This is a genomic window from Sporofaciens sp. St.21A7, from assembly GCF_059728535.1.
In genome coordinates this window covers 3513573-3526092 of record NZ_BAAGFN010000001.1, presented here as the reverse complement: position 1 = coordinate 3526092, position 12520 = coordinate 3513573, and the positions used below count along the sequence as shown (strand labels likewise).

The 12520-nt window shown below is 41.2% G+C and carries 15 protein-coding genes; 5 read left to right on the top strand and 10 right to left on the bottom strand.

Annotation, left to right across the window (positions count from 1 at the left end; all coding sequences use genetic code 11):
- The first annotated feature begins 20 nt into the window (after positions 1-20).
- Positions 21-305 carry a TnpW family protein gene (locus AC6I3O_RS17475; RefSeq protein ID WP_497851983.1) on the top strand — a complete coding sequence of 95 codons (285 nt, stop codon included), beginning with the start codon at positions 21-23 and terminating at the stop codon, positions 303-305.
- A gap of 84 nt (positions 306-389) precedes the next feature.
- On the top strand, positions 390-2087 hold the full coding sequence (locus AC6I3O_RS17470) for a recombinase family protein (protein WP_497851982.1): 1698 nt from the start codon (positions 390-392) through the stop codon (positions 2085-2087).
- A gap of 475 nt (positions 2088-2562) precedes the next feature.
- Here the strand turns inward: AC6I3O_RS17470 and AC6I3O_RS17465 are convergent, their stop codons facing one another.
- The 7 genes from AC6I3O_RS17465 to AC6I3O_RS17435 form a co-directional block, all read right to left on the bottom strand.
- On the bottom strand, positions 2563-3624 hold the full coding sequence (locus tag AC6I3O_RS17465) for a sensor histidine kinase (RefSeq protein ID WP_497851981.1): 1062 nt from the start codon (positions 3622-3624) through the stop codon (positions 2563-2565).
- A 287-nt stretch (positions 3625-3911) separates the two neighbouring features.
- Entirely contained in the window at positions 3912-4577 is a 666-nt protein-coding gene (locus AC6I3O_RS17460; protein WP_016219412.1) for a response regulator transcription factor, read from the bottom strand.
- Between the two features lie 18 nt (positions 4578-4595).
- Positions 4596-4958 carry a NisI/SpaI family lantibiotic immunity lipoprotein gene (locus AC6I3O_RS17455; protein WP_497851980.1) on the bottom strand — a complete coding sequence of 121 codons (363 nt, stop codon included), beginning with the start codon at positions 4956-4958 and terminating at the stop codon, positions 4596-4598.
- On the bottom strand, positions 4951-5694 hold the full coding sequence (locus AC6I3O_RS17450) for a lantibiotic immunity ABC transporter MutG family permease subunit (RefSeq protein ID WP_016219410.1): 744 nt from the start codon (positions 5692-5694) through the stop codon (positions 4951-4953). Before AC6I3O_RS17450 ends, AC6I3O_RS17455 begins: the two co-directional genes overlap by 8 nt.
- The gene (locus AC6I3O_RS17445) at positions 5694-6443 is read right to left on the bottom strand and encodes a lantibiotic immunity ABC transporter MutE/EpiE family permease subunit (protein ID WP_016219409.1); all 750 of its coding nucleotides are present in this window, start codon (positions 6441-6443) and stop codon (positions 5694-5696) included. Before AC6I3O_RS17445 ends, AC6I3O_RS17450 begins: the two co-directional genes overlap by 1 nt.
- Complete coding sequence (locus tag AC6I3O_RS17440) at positions 6443-7144, bottom strand: lantibiotic protection ABC transporter ATP-binding protein (RefSeq protein ID WP_016219408.1); 702 nt, start codon at positions 7142-7144, stop codon at positions 6443-6445. The genes AC6I3O_RS17445 and AC6I3O_RS17440 overlap by 1 nt, the downstream gene beginning before the upstream one ends.
- Positions 7145-7552: 408 nt before the next feature.
- Positions 7553-7927, bottom strand: coding sequence for a TnpV protein (locus AC6I3O_RS17435; protein ID WP_120439255.1), 375 nt, complete (start codon positions 7925-7927; stop codon positions 7553-7555).
- 410 nt (positions 7928-8337) lie between these two features.
- On the opposite strand from AC6I3O_RS17435, the gene AC6I3O_RS17430 reads away from it, so the two are divergent.
- The 3 genes from AC6I3O_RS17430 (at position 8338) to AC6I3O_RS17420 (ending at position 10647) form a co-directional block, all read left to right on the top strand.
- Positions 8338-9198 (top strand): ATP-binding protein, encoded by an 861-nt coding sequence (locus tag AC6I3O_RS17430; protein WP_497851979.1) that lies wholly within the window; start codon positions 8338-8340, stop codon positions 9196-9198.
- A gap of 64 nt (positions 9199-9262) precedes the next feature.
- Positions 9263-10192: a nuclease/transposase family protein gene (locus AC6I3O_RS17425; RefSeq protein ID WP_497851978.1), complete on the top strand. Its 930-nt coding sequence runs from the start codon at positions 9263-9265 to the stop codon at positions 10190-10192.
- 179 nt (positions 10193-10371) lie between these two features.
- Positions 10372-10647, top strand: coding sequence for a hypothetical protein (locus AC6I3O_RS17420; RefSeq protein WP_497851977.1), 276 nt, complete (start codon positions 10372-10374; stop codon positions 10645-10647).
- A 97-nt stretch (positions 10648-10744) separates the two neighbouring features.
- Here AC6I3O_RS17420 and AC6I3O_RS17415 read toward each other — a convergent pair whose 3' ends face one another.
- The 3 genes from AC6I3O_RS17415 to AC6I3O_RS17405 form a co-directional block, all read right to left on the bottom strand.
- Complete coding sequence (locus AC6I3O_RS17415; RefSeq protein ID WP_497851976.1) at positions 10745-11023, bottom strand: DUF4368 domain-containing protein; 279 nt, start codon at positions 11021-11023, stop codon at positions 10745-10747.
- A 493-nt stretch (positions 11024-11516) separates the two neighbouring features.
- Complete coding sequence (locus AC6I3O_RS17410; RefSeq protein ID WP_125128212.1) at positions 11517-11789, bottom strand: hypothetical protein; 273 nt, start codon at positions 11787-11789, stop codon at positions 11517-11519.
- 398 nt (positions 11790-12187) lie between these two features.
- A complete protein-coding gene (locus AC6I3O_RS17405; protein WP_497851975.1) occupies positions 12188-12511 on the bottom strand; it encodes a DUF6618 family protein in 324 nt (107 codons plus the stop codon).
- Positions 12512-12520: the final 9 nt, after the last annotated feature.

The window sequence follows — 12520 nt, the reverse complement described above, 5'->3', positions numbered from 1 at the left end:
AGGAAAGGTAAGGTGACAACGTGAAAAAATTAGAAACTTTTACAGCCAATACAAATGTAATTTATATGCTGCCGCCTGAGCCGATAGATGAAAGTAAGACATTCAATTTACCACAGAAAATACTGCCCCGCTGTCCTGATACCCGCATTGAAATCGGGAAATTAGTGTGTTTCAGCGGGGAAAACGAGTTTTCATTAAAAATCGGCGGTACAACCTACGAGGTTAATACTCATTTCAGCAAGAAAGGAAAACAAAGCGTATTAGAGCAGTTTAAGGAACTGATACTGTCCGAAAAGCTGATTTAATACCGCACACTAGAAAAAGACAATCCGGTATAGTAAACTGTATTTGCCTTTGCTATGCCCGATTGTCGGAAAGGAGATTATTTTATGACAACAGCAAAATTAAACGGGCAGACAGAAGAAAAAATCACAGCGTTATACTGTAGGCTATCGGTTGATGATGATAATAAAGACGAGGAATCCAATTCTATAACGAATCAAAAACAAATTTTAAAAGATTACGCCAACAAAGAAGGATTTGCCAACACGATGTTTTTCGTAGATGACGGCGTGTCGGGGACGACCTTCCAAAGACCAAATTTTATGCGTATGGAGCGTATGGCGGAAAACGGTGAAATCGGCACGATTATCGTCAAAGACCTCTCACGCTTCGGGCGTGAGCAGGTGGAAATGGGCAGGCTTACACAGGTAGTGTACCCGTCTCTTGGCATCCGCTTTATCGCCATACAGGAGCGTGTGGACACTTTGACTGGCGACGGCGTGGAGATGATGCCCTTCCACAACATTTTTAATGAATGGTATGCGGCGCAGACCTCTAAGAAAATCCGTGCGGTGTGGCAGTCTAAAGCGGAACATGGGGAGCGTATCGCTTCTATCGTACCCTATGGGTACAGGAAATCGGAAGCTAATCCGAAGCAATGGGTAATCGACGAACCGGCGGCAGAAACCGTAAGGAAGATTTTTGCCCTGTGCCTTGCAGGGAAAGGCCCGATGCAGATTGCAAGGCAGCTTGAGGAAGAACAGATACTCTCCCCCGCCGCCTATTTTGAATCCATCGGCAGGAAACATGCGCAGAAAGTCCCAAAAAACCTTTATGGGTGGGAACAGGCGACCGTTGGGTATATCCTTGAAAACAGGCAGTACACCGGCTGCGCCGTCAATTTCAAAAGCACTACCGTCAGTTACAAAGTCCATAAGAGAATCCAACACAGCGAGGAAGATTACCAAATCATACCTGACATGCAAGAAGCCATCATCTCCGAGGAACAGTGGCTAAGAGTGCAGGAGCTTCGGAGACACAAACGCAGACCGACGAAAACTGGCAGGACAAGCCTCTTTTCAGGATTAGTATATTGTTATGACTGTAAATCAAAAATGCACTTTGTAGCCGCCAAAAGCATGACAAGGAAACAGGAGCATTTCCGCTGTTCCAAATATAAATCCGGCAGAGGGGAATGCGCCATGCACTATATCCGTGATATTGTCCTTGAAAGGCTTGTGCTAGAAGCTGTCAGCGACTTATCCGATTTTGTCCGCTGCTATGAGCCTGTATTCCTGTATCTGCTGGCAAAGAAAAACAACGCCATGCGGCAAAAAGAATACAAAAGACTCAAGCAGGCGGTTGAGAACGGCACAAGGCGGATAACAGAAATCGACAAGCTGATTGAAAAAGTATTTGAGCAGAATGCCGGCGGTGTACTCTCTGATGAACGGTTCGCTAAAATGCTCCAAAGCTATGAAAAGGAACAAAAATCATTGACGCAGGAAGTTTCCAAAAGCCAACAGACCTTGCAGAACGCCGAACAGCGGATAGTGGATTTACGGCTTGTCTTACGCACACTTCGGGAAATGACTGACATTAAGGAACTTACCCCTACGCTTGTCAATTCGCTGATTGAGCGTATCGAAGTCCATAACAGCGACAAATCCGGCGGTCACAGCCATGTGAAGGTGGATATTTACTTCACGGCAGTAGGGATGATAGATATTCCTACCGAAAAAGAAATCCTTGCCACGATGGAAGAAATACGGAACAACCCGCAGGACTTCAAATTTGTGGCGTAACAAAGAGATACGGTGCAACCAATTTTAGTTACACCGTACCCTACATAAAAATATCCTTATCTGGCGACAACAAAGGCTCTGTGACCTCTACGGTTATAAGTGATACTAATTCTATTAAGCGGAGATTCTACTTCTGGTTTCATGGTGAGAAGTAGCGTTGCATGGACAGGGATTTTTTTAACTGGCTTCCTGCCATTCCCCGATATGCTATGTATAAATCAAATCTGCGTTGCATGAGCAGATAGATAACTGCCCGAAAAAAGAACATAAAAAAATCCCTCCAAACTCTAAAACAGGTCTGGAGAGTGTCTGTTAAGTCTTTTCGGGCATAGCAATACCGCCCACCATACGCCGTTTTTTTATTTGGCGGACTTTAAATTCAGCCGTTCACTTTTTAAATACTACGAGGTATTTTTGAAGATTTCATAAAGATTTGCAAAAATAATGGGCGATGCTTTCCATCGCCCATTAAATCCTAGTATGGAATTTTTATTGTAACCTCTGCACCGCCTGTTTTATCGGAATTTTTAAGAGTAAGTTCCCCGTTGTGTTGCTTTACAATGCTGTTTGTGATATAAAGACCCATGCCAAAGTGCATATTAGAGCTTCGGCTGTGGTTGCCCATAAAAAACTGCTCCCTTGCATGGCGCAAATCCTCATTCGTAAAACCAGTTCCCTCGTCTGTTATAATAACTTGCAGAAAGTTTTCTTTCCTCTGCGTTTCCACATATATTGTTCCTCTTTGCGGGGAGTATTCTAAGGCATTATTGACAACATTCATAATTGCCCGTTCCAACAACAATTTATCCGCTTCAAAACATCCCATATCTGTTTCCATGCTTAAGCGAATTTCCTTTGTAACACATAACGCACTTGCCTGTGCTTCAATTTGTTCCATATAATCCGCTATATCAATTTTCTCTACTTGAAGCTGATAGCCTGTGACTGTACGGGATATATCAATCAAAGTCTTTATATATACTTGTATCTGTTCCGAACTTTCCGTAATATACCCTGCATATAATCGTTGCTCATCGTCAAGTTCCGTTTCATTCATTAAATCTATATTCCCCTGGATAACAGTTAAAGGTGTTTTTACATCATGAGCAAGTGCGGCTATTTGTTCCCTTTGTGATTGCTCTGCTTTCCATTGTTGTTCTAAAGATAATTTTAAGCTGTCCTTCATTTCTGAAATAGAGTTCAATACCGCATTGTATTCACTGATTTCAGAGCTTTCTACCTCAAAGTCAAGATTTTGCTTCTGTATTTGTTCTGTTGCCATAATCAACGGAGATAACTGAATTTTCAGTTTTCGGGAATATCGTATTGTCAGACAAACGCAAACCGCTATGCAATTTACCCCTATCAACAGCAATAATAATATTTCGGGAGCAGGCAAATGTTTCTGCATCCAGTCATTTTTATATTGCGAACCCACATAATATTTCAGTACGCAATATTCTGTTTCCCTCGGTATGAATTGGTATTGTGTCCTGCTTGTAGGGTCACTGTTTTCTCCAGTTTTTGCAAATTCCAACGCCTTTTCCTGCTCCGTTGTATCCATGTTTGTATAGAGAACATTATAATCTTCATCAAGTATCAGATATTCACAATAGGAAGGGATTGCAACCTTTGTAATATCTGGTGCAGCCGCAATTATCGGCGATATTTCCTGTACGGAATGTTCCGCATTATTAGCATAAGTCACATACCCTGCACTTGAAGCAAATGCAAGGAGCAAAAAAGGAACTGCCGCCGATAAGAGCAATCCTAATATGAGAATAATTAAGAATTTCCAGAAAATCATTTGCAATGAAGTCCGTTTTATCCTTCCCATCTATATCCTACCCCCCAGACTGTGTTAATCGGAGTAACACCATATCCTGCCAACTTACTGCGAATATTCTTTATATGTGTTGCAATCGTTGAATTGTCGCTGTTACCATCAAATCCAAAAACAGCTTCATAAATCTGCTCTCTTGTAAATACCTGCCCTCTATTTCTGGCTAAATACTCACAAATTTCATACTCGCTTTTGGTTAGGTCAACTTTCTTGCCTTTCATAAAAAGTTCCTTTGAAGATAAATCAAACTTGATTTCCTGTTCAAATCCTAATGTATTATGGTGCTCCCGTCTTTCCCGACGCAGGTGGGCAGTAACACGGGCTCGTAATTCACCTATTCGGAAAGGCTTAGTAATATAATCATCAGCACCTATTCCTAATCCGTAGATAATGTCTGTTTCCATTACTTTTGCTGTGAGAAATAGAATAGGGCAGTCTACAATTCCTCGGATTTTTTTGCAAAACATAAATCCGTCAACATCTGGCATCATAATATCTAACAAAATCAAATCATAATTTTTTAAAGTATTTATTGTAACATCTGCCGCGCTTTCGCATACAGTAACGATATGTCCATCCTTTTCCAAGCTATTCTTAACTAAGTCAAGAATGGCTTTCTCATCATCAATTACTAACAATCGTGCCAACTCAAAGCACCTCCTTTATCAATCTGCTAATTCCGCAATATAGTACTTCTCATTGATGTTTACCGCAATATCTGTTGTTTCATCAATATTATAAACATATCCATATCGCAATTTATTTCCCTCAACCGTTGTAATGTTTTGAGAAACCTGCCCGATTTCTTCCTCTAACTCTGAATATGAGATTGTCTTTTCAGTAATGATATATGTCTTATTGTCAAAACTTATCTCGTTATAATCAGCAACATTCAGTTCGTATTTGGGCAGAGTGTCATTCAACATATTATTCTTATCCGCCGTGTCTGATATTCTGTTATTGCAACCCATAAAAAAGATGGTTAAAGTTATCAGACATACGCATAGCAATCGGTATTTTTTAATCATTTTCTTTCCCTCCATCCCATAGTCTAATCCACATAATGCTAACAGCGAATAGCACAAGTATGGCTACGATATTTATTATAATTCCAACATAGAAGGTACTGCAACTCTGCAAATAAGCATCCTTGTTCGTAGTCGCAAGAAGCCAGAAATCCATAAACCGAACGCTCCATGCCCACGGAATATACTGCCAGCATACATCTCCTAAACCTGTGAGCATAATCGCAGATAGTAAGCTGCCCGCAATTCCAAGCCCCATAGAAGCACTTTTACCAAATATAAAAGCACACAAAAAATGTATTTGGTATATAGGTGTAGAAGATAAAAGCAGAAGCCCTATAACCTGCACATATCCGCTTATAGAAGTAAACGGAAACATAAGGGCAAAACTGCCGACTGCAAGTGTATAAAATAGCAAAGAATTTATCAGCAGAAAACATAGTTCCCCTATATAAATGTGCGTTCTTGAAGAAACAGTACTAAGTATAAATTGATAATGACCTGCCTGACTTTCCCGCTGGGCAATAATTCCCACAATAATTCCAACTAGAAAAGGATATATTATGCCCAGCATTTCAAAGAAAGCACTTATTTTAAGTGTTCTGTTCCAACTCGAAATATGAAAATAGCCTGCAAATGCCAAAGCAAGTATAAGAGGCACGATTATATAAATAACATTCAACATAGAACGCTTTGCTTTTAGATAATCTGCTCTGACACATCTTAATACTGTTCCCATTATCTTACCTCCTGCCGTGAAAATCCTTTTGCACCAAGCCTTATTAAAGCTGAAAATAGTATTACAGAAAGCAGCAATGCTAAAATAACCATAACCAATGATACTGGCAAATTTCCTGCTTCTTCAGAAACAGGCACTCCATTTGGCAAAATACCGATTGTTGGAACCATTAAGCGTGGCATCCAACTATACGGACAAAAAATCCAGTATTTTGTGTTTGCAAATATTACGCCCAAGGCTGAGCCTATTCCTGCGTTTATTACAACCGTCGCAAATGCACCAATCTTTTTCGACAGCCACAAACATATTGGAATTTCCCACATAGAAGCTACGATAATACAAAAAATACCTGCCGCAGCTTGAAATAGCGATATACTAATTGGGATTTCATAAATAAAGTAAACCGCTATACCGCCAAGCATATTCAACCCTAAAAAAATGAAATTCGCTATAATATCCAAAATCAATATGACGATTGCTTTTGCAATCCACGCATTTTTAAGTTTTATAGGCAGCGGGATAAGACTTCTGTATTTCAGCTTTCCGCCATCCCGTTGTTCACACATCGTGCAAAGCAAAGTGAGAAATCCAGGGAAAAGCAAAACATACCACCAGTTAAATGCGTTTTGCTGATACCACATTGGCGCAAACACATTCATAAGCAGGGTAATAACAGGGGCGAGAATAACGAGTTTTATTGCAAAAGTCCGTTTGTGCTTTATCCATTCGGAAGATACATATTCTTTCATCACATTACCTCCCTGCTTTCTTCAACGACCTTAAGAAACAATTCCTCAAGATTTTCGCTATGCTGCATTTTACCTTCATATCCAAGCCTGCCGTTTGCAATGATACCTATGTCATCTGCAATAAGCTGCACTTCTGAAAGAATGTGGCTTGACAATATAACCGTTATTCCTCTTTGTGGAAATAGACGGATTAAGTTTCGTAGCTCTCCGATTCCAATCGGGTCTAATCCATTTGTCGGCTCATCGAGAATTAGTAAAGACGGATTGTTTAGCAATGCAACCGCAATGCCTAACCGCTGTTTCATTCCCATTGAAAATTGTCCTGCCTTTTTCTTTCCTGTGTTTTGTAAATCCACAAGCTCCAACACTTCATTGATACGCTGCTCTGGCAACCCCAACAAAATAGTCCTTACTTTTAAATTTTCATACGCCGTCAAGTTTTCATATAACGGGGGATTTTCTATCAAAGCTCCGATATGCATTAAATCCTGTCTGCTCCATGAGTGATTGGCAAATTCAATCGTACCCTTGGTAGGATGAAGCATACCTGTTACCATCTTTAAGATTGTAGATTTTCCTGCTCCATTCGGACCTAATAATCCGTATACGCTATTTTCCCGTACATGAATTGACACATCTGTTACAGCGGAATGTTTTCCAAAGCTCTTGCAAAGATTTGTTGTTTTCAATATGAAATCCATAATGTTTCATTTCCTTTCTTGATTTTGATACATAAAGGGTACTGCACATTTTTGAAGATTTCATAAAGATAAGGAGCCTTTTTAAAATCCTGATTAACGCCCGCCATATCAGTATAGGGTAAACAAGAAAAGCTAATTTTGCTTTAATGTTTATTGGCATGAGCCATACCCGATTGATGTTCAATACGCCCTCAATCCGATTTTCCTTACAGAGCCTTTGTACCCGCCTTGCCGATATTCCCCAAAGCTCCGCTGCTTCCTGTGCCGTCACATACTCAAACATTTCTGTCCTCCTCAAATTGTACTGTATCTACCATAGCCGTTTAAACGAACTGTATCAATTCATAAAACATGAATTTTTATCTTCCGACAAGAAAAGCGACAGAGCCTTACTCCGCCGCCAATTTATTATGCGTAAATTATTTCTTTCTCAACAATCTCCCTCGCACAAGCCCTTACGTTATTAAGGCGTTGTACCCATTCTAAGGCATTTTCTTCCTTTAGGCGTTCCGTTATGCCCTGTGCCTGTTTCATGCCCTCTATGAGCTGTTCAAAGCGTTCCTGCGCCTGCCTGTCAATGTCGGCAAGGTAAGCGTTGAGTTTGCCGCTTGTGAGAAGATTGGTGTATGTAACCCTGCGGTACTGCTTCAGATAATCCAGATGCCACTGTCCCCATGTGCCTATCGGCTGTTCTTCTTCGGCGGGTACATTTAAGCACGGTATTAAGTAATCTCCTTGCCGCTCGTATCTGCCGCCCAGTTCCTCAAAAATCGTCTTTGCCATTGTCTGTTACCTCCACATTCTTTTTATTTTGAATGTCCGCAAAATCCGTCCTACATCTGTCCACCAGAGATTAGAGATAAGAGTATAGAGAATAGAGATAAGAACTTAGATAAAAGAGAGAGTAAGGAACAAGGGCAGTTCCTGAGAGAAAAAGGCACTCTCCCACGCCCTTATGGGAAATATGGGAATGTCATTCTTACGGATAGGGAACTGGAAACGCTGAAAAATGACTTTCCGGCAGATTACCTGTCCATGATAGAACATTTATCGGAATACATGGAATATTCAGGAAGAACATATAAAAACCATTTAGCAACTATGGAATGTTGGAAAAGAGCGGATTTGAAAAAAGAACGGAAAACAGGGACAGGGTATACTTATAACGGCAGTTTTAAGGAGGGTGACAGTTTATGATCGGTGCGGTTGTTGATGAAGTGCTGAAAGAAATGGAAAATGCCGTAAATGAGGGAAGAAAAGCGGCTGATGATTATATGGATACTGAAACGGGGTTTTTGATGTGCGGAAAATGCCATACAAGAAAGCAGAAAAAAATCTCATTCTTGGGGGTGGAGCGTGTTGTCGGCTGTCTGTGTCAGTGTGCATCGGAGGAAATGGAAAGGGAGCGTGAAAAACACAGGGCGGAGGAAGAACTTCTGCATATCCGGCAGATGAAAAGCGCAGGATTGCAGGACAGCACTTTCTTTGATTATACATTTGTAAACTCTGACGAAACGCACCCATGCGCCAAATATGCACGCCGCTATGTGGAACATTTTGCAGAATTTCAGAAAAACGGGCAGGGGTTATTGTTCTGGGGCAACGTGGGAACGGGCAAGACATTCCTTGCAGGCTGTATTGCCAATGCGCTCATGGAGAAGAATATCCCTGTGCTGATGACCAGTTTCCCGAAACTGTTGAATGCACTCGGAGGGTTATACAGCGGCGAAAAAAATGAGTACCTGAAAAGCCTGAACCAGTACAGACTTCTTATCATTGACGATTTAGGCGTGGAGCGTGACACTCCCTATGTGCTGGAAACAGTTTATCTTGTGATTGATGAACGCTACAAAAGCGGGAAATCGTTTATCATTACAACAAACCTGTCACTGGAAGAACTGCGCAATCCGGCAGATTTGGAACATGGGCGCATCTATGACCGCATCATGGAGAGATGTGTTCCTGTTGCTTTTTCGGGGAAAAATTACCGGACAGACAAAGGAAGGAAGAACGTGGAGGATGCTGCGGGCAAATTGAGGGATGAACCAGCGTGAAATGCTGTTGAATTTGAGATAAAAAAATGATATGATAAAGGCACAAAAAGGAAGGAATTAAGATATGGCAAATATATATGACGGGGCATTCCGGACAATATTAAATGACTGCAGGAAGCTGATAATCCCCGTAATCAATGAAATTTTCGGGGAAGCATATACAGGGGAGGAAGAAATCCGCTTTTTCCCCAACGAGCATTTTTTAGACCAGCAGGACGAAGCAGACAAGGAACGGATTACGGATACGAATTTTACGGTTTTTGGAAAAATACCAAAGAAATACCATGTAGAGTGCGAAAGCAGTCTGCCGGACGGAAGAATCACCATAAGGCTTTTTGAGTATGATGCGCAGATAGGGCTTGATGAGGGTAAGGTTACGGAGGAAACGCTGACAGTGACATTTCCCAATACTGCTGTTCTGTATCTTCGGACTTACCAAAAAACACCGGATAAAATGAAATATGTGATTGTTACACCGGGCGGAACAGTTCAGTATGATGTGCCGATTATGAAAGTACAGGCGTATTCGCTGGACGATATTTTTGAAAAGGGGCTGCTGATGCTGATTCCGTTTTATATTTTTTCACATGAGAAAGGCTTTCCGGAGTATAATAGTAATGAGCAGAAACTGGCAGAATTGAAGGCGGAGTATCAGAAAATTTTAGAAAGGCTTGATGAACTGGAACAGCAGGGAGTGATCGGGGCGTTTGACAAACGCACAATCATAGAGCTTTCCGGCGATGTGGTTAAAGAGATTGCACAGAAATACGAGAATGTGCAGAAAGGCGTAGGTGATATGATGAGCGGAGCATTGATTGAAACAAGTGCAAGGACTATTTTAAATCAAGGAATAAAGCAAGGCATTAGTGAAACAAAAAAGCAGACAGCACTTAGGATGCTGAAAATGGGAAAGCTGACAATCGAGGAAATTGCAGAATGTTCTGAACTCAGCGTGGCAGAGGTAGAACAGCTTGCAGGACTTCAAACGGTGTAAAGCGATAATGTGGAAAATTTAATATTGCAGCCATTAAGCAGGGAATAACTGATGATTCAGATTTGTTTCCCTGTTTTTTTGCGCCATTTTTCAGAAACTTGTGGATATGGCAATGCAAATAAGTTCATATCCTTGTACAGCGTCAGGGCAATTACAGAAATAAGGAAAGGATTAAGATTATGGATAATGTGACAGGTAATTGCACCGGTACAAAAGCAGGCATTACAGTAAAAACTGTCTTTGACGGAAAACAGAGCGGACAGCAGGCATTTATGAAGCTGATACAAAGACAATATCGTATCAGTGGGGCAGATATGCAAAATACTGATATTGATAGATTAGCATATAGTATTGACAAAACGCAATATACAGACTATACTAAAGACAGTGAAGCAAATGTTGGCGGTACAACTGTTGGTTTTGCGGAAAACGGAGGACAGCATGATGGATTCTAATTTCGCAGCATTACAACAGCTTCACAGCAGTTTACGGGTTGCCATATATTGCAGGCTCTCAAAAGATGACGAGTGTTCATTTTGGTATAAAGGGCGTTTACTGTAACGCCCCCACAAACTTATAATAAATCGTAACGATTTTCTCTTTTCCTTTGCGGTAACGCCCCATATTGGGTGTTTCGTAGATTGTGATTTTCTCAATCAGCTCATGGAGCATGAAGCTGTCGAGCTCCTCAAAACTGGTGTACTTCTGGATAAGCTTTGAGAAACGCTCCACGTCAGACCTTGCGGCATTGGAAGCGTCAATGCGTTTTTCCAGTTCACGGATGGTTCGTTGCAATGTTTCTTTTTCTTCATCGTAATTCCCGATAAGCATTGTGAAAATGTGGTCTGGCAGCTTGCCAGAAAGGTTGTCCTCATACGCCCGTCGGAGCTTTGCGTCAAGCCCTGCAAGCTGATTCCTTGAAGCGGTCAGCTCAGATTGATTATTCTAATGCTTGGGAGCCACCAATTTAAAGCTTGAGAGCCACCCAAAATCCGTCCTGATTTTAATGCTTGGGGGCCATCTATAAGATACAAGATATAGTTGTACTGAAAATATCATGGATTGTCCAGAGTAATTTTGGAATGTTCCTGAATAAAATTAAGAAATAACAAAGCAGACCTTTGGCCAGCTATGCTGATACGAAATTCCTCGAAATCTTATTTTTCCAGCATATTCTCTTTTTGAACGAAAGAAGACAGAACCTTTGATGACCGGCTCTGCCCTCTCTTTGTCTGCTAATCGAAATCACCGAGACAATCTTTTGCATAAAACTTGAACAAAGCTTAAAATAACAGCTTCAAATTAATGGCAAATAAATTTCACCTCATTTTTTCTTTCTTACTTCATTAAAAATCTGAAGCTCGGAAAGTGCCTCCATGATGGCAAGTTCTGATATCCCTTCAACAGTGGTTCCTGTTCCAGGATTAAATAATTCTTGCTGTGCATCAGCTCTGAAATCATAAGATTTTAGTTCGGCTGTATACCATGCCAGGATTTCATCCCTTAAATTGTCTGCCAGATCAAGCAATACTCGTAGATTTCGTATTTTTTGTCGAATATCATTAGGAATGGTCGGTTCGTCTAACTTTATTTTCATTAAAAACCTCCTGATAAAAGGAATAAATGTTGTGGCATCTAAAGAGTCATCAGTGTTTCCTGCTAACGGTTGATTTATCGTCTGCCACATACAAAAATAAATCTGCGTTTTTATGAGTTTAAGGACTCCATAAGTTTTCTGGCTTTTTGAGAATCGTACAGCTTTCTGAGGTTATTTTCGGTAGTCGGTATGGAATAAGAGTTATGTTGTCGGACGGCAAATTGATGGAAACGCAAACAGCGAATTATTTTTCCGACATTTATCCTATTGACTGCGCAGTGCTGTCTGCAAATGCACAATCCTGTCAAAAATGCTGCACGTTGTTGTCGGTATTGTTTTGCGCCTGAAATGCAAAAGGCCATGGATCCCTCATGAGACACATGGCCCATATGAAAAATTTAGTTTTTCCCCTGCCTGTCGGCCAGAACAGGAAGATGAACCAGGCCGGTGGCGACAGTCACCGCATCCACCTTCCGCATCAGGGAGCCGATCCTTTCTTCATTCCAAAAGATATCGGAGAAATCGGAGAGCTCGCACCCTACATCATGGTTAGGGATGCACAGGTAGTTCCCATATTTATGCCGTCCGGCGAGGATGTGGAAGTAAGTCCCCCGCCCATTGCTCTCAGCTTCATACCATCCGTTCCCCGTGCTCAGCAGGATGATCTGCCCCGTCCAGGTCTCCTTGCGGGAACCGCTTTTCAGGATACAGGTATAATTCATGTTCCATTC